13 protein-coding genes are annotated in these 15370 nt (G+C 60.0%); 3 read left to right on the top strand and 10 right to left on the bottom strand.

Features of this window, described 5'->3' with window-relative positions; genetic code table 11:
- Positions 1–2 precede the first annotated feature (2 nt).
- Positions 3–272, bottom strand: a complete 270-nt coding sequence (locus ACI3KQ_RS05885; protein WP_404955705.1) for a succinate dehydrogenase assembly factor 2 — start codon at positions 270–272, stop codon at positions 3–5.
- An 85-nt stretch (positions 273–357) separates the two neighbouring features.
- Between ACI3KQ_RS05885 and recG the strand changes: the two genes are divergently transcribed.
- Positions 358–2421, top strand: a complete 2064-nt coding sequence (gene recG, locus ACI3KQ_RS05880) for an ATP-dependent DNA helicase RecG (RefSeq protein ID WP_404955703.1) — start codon at positions 358–360, stop codon at positions 2419–2421.
- 17 nt (positions 2422–2438) lie between these two features.
- Here the strand turns inward: recG and ACI3KQ_RS05875 are convergent, their stop codons facing one another.
- On the bottom strand, positions 2439–2792 hold the full coding sequence (locus ACI3KQ_RS05875; RefSeq protein ID WP_404955701.1) for a PilZ domain-containing protein: 354 nt from the start codon (positions 2790–2792) through the stop codon (positions 2439–2441).
- Positions 2793–2867: 75 nt separating this feature from the next.
- A complete protein-coding gene (gene tyrS / locus ACI3KQ_RS05870; protein WP_404955700.1) occupies positions 2868–4085 on the bottom strand; it encodes a tyrosine--tRNA ligase in 1218 nt (405 codons plus the stop codon).
- A 146-nt stretch (positions 4086–4231) separates the two neighbouring features.
- Between tyrS and ACI3KQ_RS05865 the strand changes: the two genes are divergently transcribed.
- Positions 4232–5320: an anhydro-N-acetylmuramic acid kinase gene (locus ACI3KQ_RS05865; RefSeq protein ID WP_404955847.1), complete on the top strand. Its 1089-nt coding sequence runs from the start codon at positions 4232–4234 to the stop codon at positions 5318–5320.
- Between the two features lie 3 nt (positions 5321–5323).
- Here the strand turns inward: ACI3KQ_RS05865 and ACI3KQ_RS05860 are convergent, their stop codons facing one another.
- Entirely contained in the window at positions 5324–6499 is a 1176-nt protein-coding gene (locus ACI3KQ_RS05860; protein ID WP_404955698.1) for a vWA domain-containing protein, read from the bottom strand.
- 87 nt (positions 6500–6586) lie between these two features.
- Here ACI3KQ_RS05860 and ACI3KQ_RS05855 point away from each other — a divergent pair, with 87 nt between their 5' ends.
- Complete coding sequence (locus tag ACI3KQ_RS05855) at positions 6587–8005, top strand: methyl-accepting chemotaxis protein (RefSeq protein ID WP_404955696.1); 1419 nt, start codon at positions 6587–6589, stop codon at positions 8003–8005.
- Positions 8006–8024: 19 nt separating this feature from the next.
- Here ACI3KQ_RS05855 and ACI3KQ_RS05850 read toward each other — a convergent pair whose 3' ends face one another.
- The 6 genes from ACI3KQ_RS05850 to ACI3KQ_RS05825 all read right to left on the bottom strand — a co-directional run bounded on the left by ACI3KQ_RS05850 (position 8025) and on the right by ACI3KQ_RS05825 (position 15351).
- Positions 8025–9017, bottom strand: coding sequence for a hypothetical protein (locus tag ACI3KQ_RS05850; RefSeq protein WP_404955695.1), 993 nt, complete (start codon positions 9015–9017; stop codon positions 8025–8027).
- A gap of 150 nt (positions 9018–9167) precedes the next feature.
- Positions 9168–10013 (bottom strand): AAA family ATPase, encoded by an 846-nt coding sequence (locus ACI3KQ_RS05845; RefSeq protein WP_404955693.1) that lies wholly within the window; start codon positions 10011–10013, stop codon positions 9168–9170.
- A gap of 88 nt (positions 10014–10101) precedes the next feature.
- Positions 10102–10782 (bottom strand): DUF6975 family protein, encoded by a 681-nt coding sequence (locus ACI3KQ_RS05840; RefSeq protein WP_404955692.1) that lies wholly within the window; start codon positions 10780–10782, stop codon positions 10102–10104.
- Positions 10783–10918: 136 nt separating this feature from the next.
- Positions 10919–12967: an RNA polymerase sigma factor RpoD gene (rpoD, locus tag ACI3KQ_RS05835; RefSeq protein WP_404955690.1), complete on the bottom strand. Its 2049-nt coding sequence runs from the start codon at positions 12965–12967 to the stop codon at positions 10919–10921.
- Between the two features lie 44 nt (positions 12968–13011).
- Positions 13012–14886: a DNA primase gene (gene dnaG, locus ACI3KQ_RS05830; RefSeq protein ID WP_404955688.1), complete on the bottom strand. Its 1875-nt coding sequence runs from the start codon at positions 14884–14886 to the stop codon at positions 13012–13014.
- A 12-nt stretch (positions 14887–14898) separates the two neighbouring features.
- Positions 14899–15351 (bottom strand): GatB/YqeY domain-containing protein, encoded by a 453-nt coding sequence (locus ACI3KQ_RS05825; RefSeq protein WP_404955686.1) that lies wholly within the window; start codon positions 15349–15351, stop codon positions 14899–14901.
- Positions 15352–15370 lie beyond the last annotated feature (19 nt).

Genomic DNA, 15370 nt, shown 5'->3' with positions numbered 1-15370 from the left:
GTCTATTTCCGCCCAATCTCCACAAAATCCATCTTCGCGAATCTGTCCCACATGGGGCCTCGCCATTCATCGGGTAATGGAATTGTCCCCAAGGCCCAAGCCATGATGTCGGCGTCCTGTTCCTCGATAAAATGTTCGAACCAGTCGATCTCTTCCTGCCCCCACTCCGCATGGTAACGATCGAAGAAGCCGCCGACCGCCAGATCCGCTTCCTTGATGCCACGATGCCAGGCCCGGAACTGCAGACGGCGGATGCGAGGATCTTCGTTCACAATTTGTTCCTTGGCAGTACATGCGAGATTTGCCGATCGGATGTTTGCGCATCGTCCCGGCTGGGCTAGATGCATGCAGATAGCCATGCGACCAGATATCCTCAACCCACTCTTCGCAGAAATCGAAGCGCTCAAGGGCGTAGGTCCCGCATTGGCCAAACCGCTGGAACGCCTCGGGCTGGCCCGCGCCGTCGATGTCGCGTTTCACCTGCCGGTCAGCTTCGTCGATCGCCACATGGTCGATGAACTGCGCCTGTCCGATTCAGGTCGCGTGATCGGCATAATAATCACGCCGACTGACTACCGGGCCTCTGGCAGCGCGCGTGCGCCCTTCCGCGTGCATGCGCAGGACAGATACGGGAACAGCGTCGCGCTGGTCTATTTCGGTCGCAACAGCGCCTGGCCCCGCAAGCTGTTGCCGCTGGGCGACCCCAAATTCGTTTCCGGCAAGTTGGAAGCCTATGGCGACAATCTTCAGATCGTCCACCCTGACTATGTTCTGCCGCCTGAAGAAGCCGCCACCATCCCCGCGCGAGAACCGGTTTACGGTCTGTCCGAAGGCCTGACCAACAATCGAATGCGCGACCTTGCGGCGCAAGCGCTGGTCCGTGCGCCCGACCTGCCCGAATGGATCGAACCCAGCCTGCTCGCGCGCAAGGGCTGGCCCACGTGGCGTGAAGCGCTGACTCGTATTCACGGCGATCCCAGCGACGCCAAGGCGCGGGAGCGCCTGGCCTATGACGAGATATTTGCGGGCCAGCTTGCTTTGATGCTGGTTCGGCAGTCCTCCCGCAAACGCCGGGGCATGCCGATAGCCGGAGATGGCCGGTTGCGCGCCATGCTGCAGCTGCCCTTCGCCCCCACAGGTGCGCAACGCCGCGCGTTCGGGGAGATTGAAGGCGACATGGCCCAGCCCGTCCCCATGCTCCGCCTACTTCAAGGCGACGTAGGCTCTGGCAAGACCCTCGTGGCGCTGATGGCGCTGCTCAATACGGTCGAAGCAGGTGCCCAGGGTGCGCTCCTGGCGCCCACTGAGATACTCGCCCGCCAGCACTATGAAACACTCCGTACAATGGTGTCCGGCCTTCCCGTCACCATCGCCATCCTGACCGGCCGGGAAAAGGGTAAGACCCGCGAGTCCACATTGATGGGCCTGGTGGATGGCAGCATCGACGTTCTTGTCGGCACCCATGCTATCTTTCAGGAAGCTGTTCGCTACAAGAATCTGGCGCTGGCGGTTATTGACGAGCAGCATCGCTTTGGCGTCGCCCAGCGCATGATGCTTGCGTCAAAAGCCGAACGTACGCCCCATCTTCTGGTGATGACGGCAACGCCCATCCCGCGCACCCTGACGCTGACCTATTATGGCGAGATGGACGTGTCCCGGCTGGACGAGATGCCGCCCGGCCGTCAGCCGATCCAAACCGTTGTCATGTCCGCCAATCGCTTGGACGAGGTGGTGGAAGCACTTGCCCGCCATGTTGAAGGTGGCGGCCAGGCCTATTGGGTCTGTCCGCTGGTGGAAGAGAGCGAAACCAGCGATCTTGCCGCAGCTGAAGCACGCGCTGAAATGCTACGGCTTCGCTTCGGAGAGCTAGTTGGCATCGTTCATGGCCGCATGAAAGGCCTGGAAAAAGATGCCGCCATGGACGCCTTTGCGACAGCCCGAACCCGGATACTGGTCGCCACCACGGTCATAGAGGTTGGCGTGGACGTGCCCAACAGCAACCTTATCATAATCGAAGGCGCGGATCGCTTTGGCCTTGCCCAGCTTCACCAGCTTCGCGGGCGAGTAGGGCGAGGGCAGAACCACAGCGTTTGCATCCTCCTCCGCGGCGGTGCGCTATCCGAAACCAGCCGCGCGCGTCTCGCGCTCATGCGGGAAACCAATGACGGCTTTCGCATAGCCGAAGAAGACCTGCGCCTGCGCGGAGCGGGAGAAATATTGGGCACCCGTCAGTCCGGTGAGCAGCAATTGAAAATCGCCACGCCCGAACATCTTTCCGCGCTGCTCGATCCAGCCCGCAACGACGCCCGCCTCTTGATCGACCGTGACGGCGGCCTTAGCGAAGCCCGTGGTTCGGCCGCAAGAATCTGTCTCTATTTGTTTGAGCGTGACGCGGCGGTCGGGCTTCTTCGCAGCGGGTAGTATCTAGAAATAACGCTTTACCAGGCCGTCTGCCGAGGTGGAATGAGGGAAAGCATCGCTTCATAGATTTGCGCTTCGACTGGCTGGAGAAACTCCACGCCGACACGATTGTCTTCGGCCCAGCGGACTTCGGCCCGCACATCCTTTACGATCGGTAGCCAGACCGACAATCGCTGGCCGACCATCAATTCGGCTTCCGCCCGGCACATGAGGCCAAGGGGTGAGATATTGATGATCCGCACGCCGTGCGATTGGCCGCCGATCAGGATGTGACTGACCATATCGACGAGGACGCGGGGCGCTCTCCGTTGATCTATTGAAGGATCGCGCGACTTTGCGACATGGGCGAGGCTGGCGAGCACCGAAGACATGAGGAGCAAACTAGAACAAGGAGGGCTATCACTTCCTTACTATCTATGGTTGACACACCTTTAACATTCATATTTTCAATCGGTTACCAGGCCGTGTTTCTTTGCTCCAAAGCTGACCTTGTCACCGACCTTGAGCGTCATCGCCGGGTCGCTGACGACCGCGCCATTCACCTTTATGGCTCCCTCGGCCAGCTTGCGGCGCACTTCCTTGTTCGATGCGGCAAAGCCGAGCGCGGTGGTGCCCTGTACGATATTCAGTCCGTCGGTGCCGATGCTGACTGTCGGTAGATTCGCACCTGATGCGCCTTCTTCAAATGTCTTGCGCGCCGTCTGAGCCGCCATGGTCGCCGCGTCGGTGCCACGGCAAAGCGCTGTCGCCTCATTGGCCAGGATTTTTTTGGCCTCATTAATTTCCGCACCCTGGAGCGCAGCAAGCCGGTCGACTTCATCCATCGGCAGGTCAGTGAACAGCCGCAGCCTGTTAGCTACGTCAGCGTCGGCCGTATTCCGCCAAAATTGCCAATAGTCGTAGCTGGAAAGCTGGTCCTCGTTCAGCCACACAGCGCCACCCACCGTCTTCCCCATTTTGGTCCCATCGGCGTTTGTCAGCAGCGGGGTAGTAAGGCCGAACACCTGGGTCCCATCGACGCGCCGGGCAAGTTCGACGCCGTTTACGATATTGCCCCATTGATCCGACCCGCCCATCTGGAGGCGGCATTCCGACCGCCGCGACAGTTCCAGAAAATCATAGGCTTGCAGGATCATATAGTTGAATTCGAGGAAGCTTAGCGATTGTTCGCGATCCAGGCGCATCTTGACCGAATCAAAGCTGAGCATCCTGTTGACCGAAAAATGCTGGCCGATGTCGCGCAGGAAGGGGATGTATTCCAGGCGGTCGAGCCATTCCGCATTGTCCAGCATGATGGCATCGGTCGGTCCGTCGCCGAACGTCAGGAACCGTTCAAATACGCGTTTGATGCTCCCGACATTTTCCGCGATACTCTCGGTGGTCAGCAGCTTGCGTGCTTCATCCTTGAAGCTTGGATCGCCGATCTTGCCGGTTCCGCCGCCCATCAGGACGATTGGCTTGTGCCCTGCCTTTTGCAACTGCCGCAGCATCATGATCGATACCAGATGGCCGACGTGCAGCGACGGGGCGGTAGGATCAAAACCGATATAGCCTGGCACGACCTGTTTGGCGGCGAGGGCATCCAGGCCCTCCGCGTCGGTCAACTGGTGGATATAGCCGCGCGTTTCGAGCAGGCGGAGCAGATCGGATTGGTAGCTGGTCATGACGCCGCGTCCTCTAGCATCGGGTTCCCCGCACGAAAAGGCCCGATAGCCGGAGGCAGTTCATGCGGCGCTTGTTGAAGCTGCCCACTTCTTCCTACAAGGAGCAATTAGGCAAAGTTGCAGGAATGTGGGGAAGAATGACCAAAATGCTCGCCATCGGCCTCATGTCAGGCACCTCGCGAGACGGCATCGACGCGGCCCTGATCGAAACCGACGGCGACGCGGGTGTTGAAGCGGTTGCTTTTCATGCCAAAGCTTATGCCGACGGGTTTCGCCTGCGCCTTTCCGAAGCATGCCAGCGCGCCATGGCTATGGATCGGCCCGGTTTCGAACCGGTCATTCACGCGGTTGAGGAAGAACTGACCGCCATGCATGTTGACGCGGTGGCTGATTTGCTTGGCCGTAGCGGGCATGTAGCACAGGATATTTCCGTCATCGGTTTCCATGGCCACACGGTAGCGCACCGCCCGGATCGGGGATGGACGTGGCAAATTGGTGATGGCGCAGCACTCGCGGGCGCATTCGGGATTCCGGTGGTCGGGTCTCTGCGCAGCGAAGATGTGCGCGCCGGGGGGCAGGGCGCTCCTTTGATGCCGGTCTACCATCGTGCGCTTGCGCAAATGCTGCCCAAGCCTCTTGCCATCCTGAATCTGGGAGGGGTCGCCAACATTACGGCCATCGGGTCCGACGGCGCACTGGTGGCATTCGACACCGGCATGGCGAGCGGTCTGATCGACAACTGGATGCAGACGCATGGCGATGTTGCCTTCGATGCGGATGGGCAAGCGGCGGCGCGCGGCGCGGTCGACGAAGCGCGGCTGGCCGATATGATGGCCGATCCCTGGTTCGGTTTGGCACCACCCAAGAGCATCGACCGGGAGGCATTTTCCATCGACGCCGTTCGCGGCCTGGAACTGGACAATGGCGCGGCGACGCTCACCGCCTTTTCGGCGGAGGCGGTGGCGAGAGGGATGGAGCATCTGCCTGAACGGCCTCGGTGCATCTATGTCGCGGGAGGAGGGCGCCATAATGCTACGCTGATGACTATGCTCCGCGCCCGCACCGGCATCGACGTGCGTTCGGTAGATGAACTGGGCTGGGACGGAGACGCGCTGGAAGCGCAGGGGTTTGCCTATATGGCCGTGCGCCATCTGGAGGGATTACCGATCAGTTTCCCTGGCACGACGGGCGCGCCCCATCCCTTGCGCGGCGGAGTGTTGTTCCCACCTGCCTGATCGTCAGCGCTTGCGGGTCAGTTCCCGCATCGCCCCATCGATACCCTCGATCGTCAGGGGATACATGCGATCGCTCATGATTTCCCGCATCATCCGGTTCGATTGGCTATAGTCCCACTGGGCGCGGGGAAGCGGATTCAGCCACACAGCGGCCGGGTAGGTATGTAGCAGGCGGGTCATCCAGACCGACCCAGCCTCATCATTCATATGCTCTACCGATCCGCCGGGATGCATGATCTCATAGGGGCTCATGGTCGCGTCGCCGACCAGGATCACCTTATAATCATGCCCATATTTGTGAAGTATGTCCCAGGTGGGCAGTCGTTCTGTAAAGCGGCGGCGATTGTCCTTCCACACCCCTTCATAAAGGCAATTGTGGAAGTAAAAGAACTCCATATTCTTGAATTCGCTGGTGGCTGCGGAAAACAAGTCCTCGCACAGGCTGATGAACGGGTCCATGGATCCGCCTACGTCGAAAAAGATCAGCAACTTGACCGCGTTGTGCCGTTCCGGCCTCATGCGGATGTCCAGCCATCCCTGACGAGCCGTGCCACGGATTGTTTCCTCCAAGTCCAACTCGCTGGCCGCGCCTTCGCGCGCAAAACGACGAAGGCGGCGCAGCGCGACCTTGATGTTGCGAGTGCCCAGTTCCTTGTCATTGTCCAGATTCTGGAACTCGCGCTTCTCCCAAACCTTGATCGCGCGCTTGTGCCGACTTTCGCCGCCGATCCGGACGCCTTCCGGGTTGTATCCGCCATGGCCGAAAGGCGACGTGCCGCCCGTGCCGATCCATTTGCTACCGCCTTGATGGCGTCCCTTCTGCTCCTCTAGCCGTTTTTTGAGCGTGTCCATAATTTCGTCCCAGGACCCCAGCGACTTGACATTCTCCATCTCTTCCGCCGACAGATATTTTTCTGCGATCAGCCGTAGCCAGTCTTCCGGGATTTCCGCCTCGATTGTCTCAGCGTCCAGCACGCCCCTGAACACGCGGGAAAAGACCTGGTCGAAACGGTCGAGCAGGCCTTCGTCCTTCACATAGGTGGCGCGGGCGAGGTAGTAGAATTCCTCCGGCTTCCAAGCGATCACGTCGTGATCAAGCGCTTCGAGCAACAGCAAATGCTCCTTGATGCCAGCTGGAATGCCAGCTGCGCGGAGCGCATCCAGAAAATTGAGCATCATGACGTGGCCCTTGTCTGACAGTCAGCCATGGGATGCAAGCAGGATGGGACTGGCAAACAACGCGATAATTGTTGCGTCGCATCAAAAATGCGGCACTATCCCCCATATCAGCGGGGTAAGAATTCTTTGGACAACAGCGATTTATTGACCGGCCTGGGGGAGAGATCAGGTGATCTGGCGTTGCAATGCAGCGAAACTGCTGGCTTTCTAGGTGAGCTCACCCTTCGTATCCGCGACGATTCTACTCGCCTAGTCCAACTGCAGTCCAATATGGAAATGCTGGCGGCCAGCCAGAATGAAAGCGTCGCCGCCGCGCAGGAACTCAGTCTCACCGCACGGCGCGCTGGACGCATCATTGCGGAGGGACATGAGGCGATCACCCTTTCGCTGACGCAACTCAGTGGCCTTGTCGAACATGTCACGGGTCTGGAAGGGCATTTACGACAATTTCTGGGCGTCATTGAAACGGTCGGAGGCATATCGGATCAGTTGGCGGGGATTGCACGCCAAACCCGCATGCTGGGCGTCAACGCGGCGATAGAAGCCGCGCGCGGCGGCGAGGCGACTCAGGGCTTTGCGGTCGTCGCTGAAGAAATCCGCAGACTGGCTGGTCAGGCCGGGGATTCAGCCGCTTCGGTAGGTGAAAAACTGGGACTGCTGGATCGGGACGCCCGCCATCTTATCAATGGGGTAGAGGCTAATATTGTTCGCGGTCGGGACGTGCGCGCACATATCGATACGCTCAATAAAACTATGGCTGAAATCGCGTCCCTGGTCGCCCAATTCGGCGAAAGGTCGGATGCGATCATGACGTGCACCAACGAAGCGGACGGCGACGTAGCAGCGCTTCGCCAGGGGCTGACGACTTTCAGCGGATCGGCTGTCGAAAGCGCATCACGCGTGGAAGCGGCGCGCGGCCAGTTGGAAACGTTGGAAGGCATGGCGAACGACATGCTGAACGCGGCGGCACATGGTGGTAACAAGACCCGCAACAGCCGCTATATCGCTTTCGCGGAAGAAGGCGCCGAAGAAGTGGTGGAGCTGATCAGCTGGGCGATGGACGGGGGTGAGCTCACTACAGCGGGGCTGTTTGACACAGGCTACCGTCCGCTTCCCGGTTCTGATCCGGTCCAATATGAAAATGGCTTTACCGCCTTTGCTGATCGTTTCATCCAGCCGATACTGGACCGCAGGACGGAGCAGGATGATGCCATCGTCGGCTGCTGCCTCATCGACATGAACGGCTATTTGCCGACACATATCAGCGCGCGCAGCCTTCCACAGCGACCGGGCCAAGCGCGATGGAACATGGAGCATTCGCGCAACCGGCAGATTTTCATGGATGGCCAGACTCGCCGCGCTTTGAATGGGGAAGGGGACTTCTTCCTCTTTACCTACCGGCAGGATCTGGGGGAAGGCCGCTATCGGGCGCTGCGAAGCGTATTTGTGCCGCTTTCTTTCCGGGGTCGACGCTGGGGTCTCTACGAAGTCGGATATCTGATCTGAGGACCAACAGCTGTCGTGATCAGCGGGCCTTCGCGCGGGGCTGCCGCACGGTAACGTCGCCATTGGCGGCATGGTCCATTGTCCTGCTCGCCTGAGCGATCCTGGGGTCCTTGCCATCCAAGATAGCTGCGATTTGCTTCGCGCCGGGAAGGCGGTCATAGACGCCGTAAATGTCGGTTTGCCCGATGGAGTGGATCGACAGTCGAAAGCCCTTGTCGCCTGTCGAGCGGTCGAAAGCCAGCACGGTGCCCATATCATCGACAGGAACGATGACCGATCCATCCTTCACGCCTTGTGCCTGCAACATTTCATAAGAACCATCGGCAGTCTCAATCCGGTTTCGTACGCAGAACCGCTCACTGCCTTGCTGCGGAATATGTCCCCCCTGCCCACATGCGGCATAGTTCGCAATGCGGCTGCTGTGGATCAAAGCTACATCGTCAAAGCGCAGGGATGACAGCATGGCGTCAATTCCGGCCAATACCTCATCGCGGCGCTCGGTCGGACCGGTGATGCGGATTTTCGCGAGCCATCGTCCCGCATGCACAAAAGCGGCTGCGGTGGTGAGCGCGCCATCGGCTGCATCATCATAGACTGCGCGGATCGCTCCATTATTCTGCCCCGCAACATCCACCGCCTCATATGCGGAAAGTCGGGTTTTCGCTCCGAACCTGTCCATGATTGCCTTATCGGTCATGTACGCTGCCAGAGACGCGTCGGCATAGCTGGGCAAATAGATGTAGAGCGTGGCTTGAACTGCGCCATCCTGCGAAAGAAACTGGGCGTAATTGTCGACGCCGCTGCCGCCGCGCGACGCCTCACCGCTCTTTGCGAGGGACAGGCTGCCGGCATTCTGAGTAATGCTGATGCCTGCGGTCCCGGAACGCAGCATGCCATCAACGGCCATCCAGGCCTCCGGGACTGGAGTGGAGGCTGTGGCTTGGCCCGCCATGGGAAAAGCAGAGGCGAAGGCCGCCGATATCAACGACAAAGCATGAATCCGCACCGGCATCCTTCCTGATCCAGATCGTTTTCGTGCGATCTTGTTTCTGGCAGGCAGGATGACGAGCAATCGGGGCTGGTGCAAGTAGCCCGTCAGGATAGCAGTGAGATTTTCACAGGTTGGCAGGGCGACCAGTGGCGTCCTCTACCGCCTGCTCCTTTATCGACCCTGACGCCGGGCCATGAAAGCCAGCCGTTCGAACATCATGATATCCTGCTCATTCTTAAGCAGTGCGCCGTGAAGCGGCGGGATAGCCTTGGTCGGATCACGGTCTTGCAGCACGTCCAGCGGCATGTCCTCTGCCAGGATCAGCTTTAGCCAATCCAGTAATTCGCTGGTTGAAGGCTTTTTCTTCAGGCCTGGGACTTCACGGATTTCATAAAATATTTCCAGCGCCCGGCTGACCAATATCTTCTGAATGCCTGGAAAGTGGACATCGACGATGGCCTGCATCGTGTCCCGGTCCGGGAACTTGATATAATGGAAGAAGCAGCGACGCAGAAAGGCGTCGGGCAGTTCTTTTTCATTGTTCGACGTGATGACAACGACAGGCCGGTCCTTCGCGGCGACGGTTTCGCCCGTCTCATAGACGTGGAATGCCATGCGATCGAGTTCCTGCAACAGATCGTTGGGAAATTCGATGTCGGCCTTGTCGATCTCGTCAATCAGCAGGACTGGCAGGGTGGGGGATGTGAATGCCTCCCACAGCTTGCCCTTGCGGATATAATTGCCGATTTCGTGAACGCGAGGATCGCCCAACTGACCGTCGCGCAGGCGAGCGACGGCGTCATACTCGTACAGGCCCTGATGCGCTTTGGTGGTAGATTTGACGTTCCATTCGATCAGTGGCGCATCGAGAGCCTTGGCGATTTCCTGTGCCAACACCGTTTTGCCGGTGCCGGGTTCCCCCTTTATCAGCAAGGGGCGGCGCAGCAACACCGCAGCGTTGACCGCGACCTTCAGATCGTCGGTCGCAACATAATCTTCAGTACCTTCAAACCGCATCGCTTCGTCCGCTTATCCTGTTCGTCACCGACCTAGGGAAAGCGGCACGCGCCCGCAATGCGTTTGTCTAGGCCGTTGCGCTACGCTGTCACCGCTTGTGGCGGCGTATCTCCGCCCGTGCCTTCAACAGGTCCCATAGGCCACGCTGTTGAGTCAGCAGCTGCCGGGCGCCGAACTGGATTGCCCGGTCGGTTGCGCTATCGCCGCCAATGGTGCGCGCAAGGGCAATAGTCTCTGCCCGGTCAGGCAGTTCGCAGGCATAGGGTTCCAGCCCCACGCGGATCGCCGCTACGTCCAACCCGTGACGAACCGCGCGCCAGTCGAGGACCAGCGCGATGGCGGCGCCCATGGCGCATCCGCGCCTGTCCGATTGGGCGAGCATGTCGAGGGCGTGGCGCTGTTGACTGACGACCGTTTCGCAATCGCTTTGCCCGGCAGTGCTGGGGGCGGGACCGGTCGCAACGGTGACCTGGGTCATATAGGTGCGTTCCCGCGCGAACGCTTCTGCCGCCTGGGCAAGCCATGCCTGGCCCGCACTGTCCGCTGACCGATTCGCGGCGTGATCGATGACGCCCGGATGGCGGCCGTGCAGCAGGCAGAGATAATGCGCCGCGTCCGCCAGGTCGGCCAGCGTCAGTACGGCGTTGCGGTCAATGCCTGCGCGGATGTTATCTGCATGGGCGTGGCTCGCTGTCCCGTCTGCTGTGACCAGCGCTTCCATGACTTGGGAGATATCGCCCGCGGGAACGCGCGCTGCTGTTTGGCTCATGATCAATTCCTGTGCGGCGCGACCCTTTGCCGCCGAAACAGAAGAATAGGAAATCGGGGTAAAAGAGCGGTTTACGCGACAAAAAAAGAGCGGCCCTAAAGCCGCCCTTTCGGATCATTCTGCCGCTTGCCAGCCACTATTGGTCGAGGAAGCTGCGCATCTTGCGGCTGCGGCTGGGGTGCTTCAACTTGCGCAGCGCCTTCGCTTCGATCTGGCGGATACGTTCGCGCGTCACGCTGAACTGCTGGCCCACTTCCTCCAATGTATGGTCGGTGTTCATACCGATGCCAAAGCGCATGCGTAGCACGCGTTCTTCACGCGGGGTGAGTGAAGCCAGGACGCGAGTGACGGTTTCCTTCAAATTGGCCTGTATTGCCGCATCCACCGGGATGATCGCATTCTTGTCCTCAATGAAATCACCCAGGTGCGAATCTTCTTCGTCGCCGATCGGCGTTTCGAGCGAAATCGGCTCCTTGGCGATCTTCATCACCTTGCGCACCTTCTCCAGCGGCATGGATAGGCGCTCGGCCATTTCCTCTGGAGTCGGCTCACGGCCCTGTTCGTGCAGGAATTGGCGGCTGGTGCGCACCAGCTTGTTGATCGTTTCGATCATATGGACCGGAATACGAATGGTGCGCGCCTGATCCGCGATCGAACGGGTGATCGCTTGCCGAATCCACCAGGTCGCATAGGTGCTGAACTTGTAGCCGCGGCGATACTCGAATTTATCGACTGCCTTCATCAGGCCGATATTGCCTTCCTGAATAAGATCAAGGAATTGCAGGCCGCGGTTCGTATATTTTTTAGCGATAGAGATGACGAGGCGAAGATTTGCCTCCACCATTTCCTTCTTCGCGATCCGCGCCTCACGCTCGCCCTTCTGGACCATGTTCACGATACGGCGGAATTCAGATAGCGACATGCCGGTCGCCTGGGCGATCTCACTCACCTCATTACGGATGCGTTCGACGGCACGGCTTTCGGCCGCCGCGAAGGCCGCCCACTTCTTGTCGATACCGGCCGCTCGGTCCATCCAGCCATCGTCCAGCTCATGGTTCACATAGCGGTCAAGGAAATCCTTGCGGCTGACCTTGTGGCGCTCGGCCAGGCGCAGCATCTGCCCGCCCAGCGCGGTCAGGCGGCGGTTATAGGCATAAAGCTGATCGACGAGATATTCGATCTTCTGCTGATGAAACTGGACGCTTTCCACCTCTGCGGTCAGCTTTTCACGCAGTTCCTGATACTCGTCCTCGCTCTTCTGGCTCAGGCTCTCGCCGGTTCCCATCGCGGCCATGCGCGATTCCTGAACCTTTGAAAACGCTCGAAAAATCTCGGTGATGGTCGCGAACTTCTCCAGCGCCATCGGCTTGAGCGTCTCTTCCATCTGGGCGAGTGAGAGGGTGTTGTCCTCCTCTTCTTCCTCTTCCACACGGCGCGCGCGGCGTTCGGTCAGGCCATCCTCGTCCTCATCGGAATCGGCGGCTTCCTCTTCCGGCTCTTCTTCTTCCTTGAAGCTGGGTCCAGCGGTCTTTTCGCTGATCTCGCCATCATCATCCTCAGCGCCTTCCTCCAGATTTTCGGGGGCAGGGTCCTTGGATAGCATCGCGTCGAGATCCAGTATCTCGCGCAGCTGCATTTCACCATTATTGAGGGCGGTCGACCATTCAATGATCGCATTAAATGTCGTCGGGCTTTCGCACAGGCCCAGAATCATCGTGTCGCGACCGGCCTCGATCCGCTTGGCAATAGCGATTTCACCTTCGCGACTGAGCAGCTCGACCGCGCCCATTTCGCGCAGATACATCCGTACGGGATCGTCCGTCCGGTCTACGGTTTCTTTCTTCTTTTCGGTGACAAGCTTGGGCGCGCCGTCATCGTCGCTCGAATCATCCTCGGCGTCTTCAGCATCCTCGCGCTCGCGCTGCTCTTCGCTGTCCTCGCTGGCTTCTTCATTCTCGACGATATTCACGCCCATTTCATTGAGCGCGGCCATGATGTCTTCAATCTGTTCGGAGGACATCTGGTCCTGCGGCAGGGCATCGTTCAGCTCGTCATAGGTGATGTAGCCACGCTTTTTGGCGCGAGCGATCAGCTTTTTGACTGACGCCTCATTCAGATCAAGCAGCGGCGCATCGCCGCTATCCATATCCTCGCCCGCACCCTTGCCTGTTGCCTTGCTCGCCATTTATTCGCCTTAGCTCTCGTCACCCCGCACGGCGGGGCAAATCATCAGATAATATCTTCGGACTGCGCCAGTTCCGCCAAGCGCTGGTCATGATCCAACTTCATTCGGTGGACACGCTGCTGCTCGGCGAAGCTCTCCTCGTTGAGGTCTTCCCTTGCTCGTCTGGTAGCTTCCGCCAGCGCCGCCTCCAACTCCGGTCCCTGTGCCATCACCCGCATAGCCTCTTCCAGATCGCGCTGAACGCGACCCGAATCGGCCTTCGTCCTGTGGGAGGTGAATGTGAACGTGTCGGCCCGGAGCATTCCCTTCGCCATATTATACACTTCACCTTGGCCCAATATGGTAAGGAGGCCATCGGTTTCAACTGTTTCTTGCGAGAAGGACGCAGTGATCATCGCGCGCGTCAGTGCGTTCAGCAGCGGATCACCGATATGGAGCGCGGCCAACAGTTCCCGATGCACCGCAATTTGATCGGGATGGCGGAGGAGACTGGCGAGGACCGCGCGCAGCAGACGTTGCTCCATCCCGCTGACGCCGATCGCTCGCGCCTCGCTGCCTGCAGGGGGCAGGGGAGCCTTCCAGTTGCCGCGCCGATCCTTTTGCCAGCCTGGGCGCGATCCGCTTCCGCGCGCGCCCCGCGGGCCGCCGGATGTGGTCCGCGCGAAGAACAGTGCATCATATCGCTGCCGAAACACCTGGACGTAATGTGCGCGAACATCGGGATGAGCGATGGTGTCGGTTATCGCAGACAGCCGCTGCTTCAGAGCGGCCCGTTGTTCCGGCGTGTCCAGCGGAACGGCGTTTTGTTCATGAGTCCACAGCCGATCGACCAGCGATTCGGCCGAGGCGAGCACGGCTTCCATGGCCGCCGATCCTTCCGCCCGGACCAGATCGTCCGGGTCCTTCCCGGCGGGCAGGGTTGCAAAGGCCAGGCTCATGCCGGGGCGCAGCAGCGGCAGGGCGCGGGTAGCAGCGCGCATAGCTGCCTTCTGCCCGGCGGCATCACCATCGAAGCAGAGGATAGGCACATCGACCATCTTCCACAGCCGCTCGATCTGATGCTCCGTCAGCGCCGTGCCCAGCGGCGCCACCGCCTCGCCAAAGCCCGCCTGCGCGAGCGCGATCACGTCCATATAGCCTTCGACCACGATCACCCGCCCGCTCTGGCGGCTGGCAGGGGAGGCGCGATCGATATTGTAAAGCGTCCGCCCCTTGTCGAAGAGCGGCGTGTCTGGCGAGTTCAGATATTTAGGCTCGCCAGTCCCAAGTATCCGTCCGCCAAAAGCGATCACCCGCCCGCGAATGTCCCGGATCGGCAGCATCAGCCGCCCCCGGAAGCGGTCGTAAGAATCGCGCTCGCCATCCGGGTCGATCAGCAACCCCGCCTCGATCAGCATCGGATCGCCAAACTCGCTCAGCGCGCCCTTGAGCTTCCCCTTCGAATCCGCCGAGAAACCAAAACCAAAAGCCCGCCGCGTCGCCTCACTGACCCCACGCCGGACAAGATAATCCCGCGCCTCCGCACCCTCGATCCCGCCAAGCTGCGCCTCGAACAAAGCCTGCGCCGCCGCCATGACGTCATGCAGTCCCTTCGCCTGCTCGGCCCGCTTCGCCGCACGCGGATCGGGCGCGGGCACATCCATGCCCGCCGCCGCAGCCAGTTCCTTCACCGCCTCCATGAAGGGCAGGCCGCGCTGGTCCGTCATCCACCGGATCGCGTCCCCATGCGCCCCACAGCCAAAGCAGTGGTAGAAGCCCTTTTCATCATTGATGGTGAAGCTCGGCGTCTTCTCATTATGGAAAGGACAGCACGCCTTATACTCGCGCCCAGCCTTCTGCACCTTCACCGTCCGCCCGATCAGCGTAGACAGCGAAGTCCGCATGCGCAGTTCATCAAGAAAGGCGGGGGAGAGGCTCATAGCCTCTTCTTGTCAGCTAAGCGCAGCCTTAACCAGCCCACTGGCCTTGCTCATATCGATCACCGACCCATGCCGATCCTTCAGCACGGCCATGACCTTGCCCATATCCTTGACGCTGCTCGCGCCAACTTCCGCCTTGATGCCTTCGATCGCGGCGCGCGTTTCATCCTCGCTCAGCTGCTGGGGCAGGAAGCTTTCGATCACGCCCAGCTCGGCCTGTTCCTTCGCGGCCAGCTCGTCGCGCCCGCCGCTCTTGAACATCTCGATCGATTCGCGCCGCTGCTTCACCATTTTCTGGAGCACTTCGACAACGACCGTATCGTCATCCGGCACGTTCGACGCCGTACGCAGTTCGATATCCCGATCCTTCAGCTTCGCCATGATCAAACGCACAGCGGCCAGGCGTTCCTTGTCCCCCGCCTTCATGGCTTCGACCTGGGCGCTCTTAACCTGCTCGCGAATCATGGCGATACGAATCCTGTTC

It is taken from the genome of Sphingobium sp. ZW T5_29 (assembly GCF_044987515.1).
GTDB lineage: Bacteria > Pseudomonadota > Alphaproteobacteria > Sphingomonadales > Sphingomonadaceae > Sphingobium.
This window is presented reverse-complemented; position numbering and strand designations above follow the sequence as displayed.

Coding starts and splice junctions, on each gene's coding strand:
- recG (WP_404955703.1), top strand. CDS start 358: ATGCGACCAGATATCCTCAACCCACTCTTCGCAGAAATCGAAGCGCTC.
- ACI3KQ_RS05875 (WP_404955701.1), bottom strand. CDS start 2,792: ATGTCTTCGGTGCTCGCCAGCCTCGCCCATGTCGCAAAGTCGCGCGAT.
- tyrS (WP_404955700.1), bottom strand. CDS start 4,085: ATGACCAGCTACCAATCCGATCTGCTCCGCCTGCTCGAAACGCGCGGC.
- ACI3KQ_RS05865 (WP_404955847.1), top strand. CDS start 4,232: ATGCTCGCCATCGGCCTCATGTCAGGCACCTCGCGAGACGGCATCGAC.
- ACI3KQ_RS05860 (WP_404955698.1), bottom strand. CDS start 6,499: ATGATGCTCAATTTTCTGGATGCGCTCCGCGCAGCTGGCATTCCAGCT.
- ACI3KQ_RS05855 (WP_404955696.1), top strand. CDS start 6,587: ATGCGGCACTATCCCCCATATCAGCGGGGTAAGAATTCTTTGGACAAC.
- ACI3KQ_RS05850 (WP_404955695.1), bottom strand. CDS start 9,017: ATGCCGGTGCGGATTCATGCTTTGTCGTTGATATCGGCGGCCTTCGCC.
- ACI3KQ_RS05845 (WP_404955693.1), bottom strand. CDS start 10,013: ATGCGGTTTGAAGGTACTGAAGATTATGTTGCGACCGACGATCTGAAG.
- ACI3KQ_RS05840 (WP_404955692.1), bottom strand. CDS start 10,782: ATGAGCCAAACAGCAGCGCGCGTTCCCGCGGGCGATATCTCCCAAGTC.
- rpoD (WP_404955690.1), bottom strand. CDS start 12,967: ATGGCGAGCAAGGCAACAGGCAAGGGTGCGGGCGAGGATATGGATAGC.
- dnaG (WP_404955688.1), bottom strand. CDS start 14,886: ATGAGCCTCTCCCCCGCCTTTCTTGATGAACTGCGCATGCGGACTTCG.
- ACI3KQ_RS05825 (WP_404955686.1), bottom strand. CDS start 15,351: ATGATTCGCGAGCAGGTTAAGAGCGCCCAGGTCGAAGCCATGAAGGCG.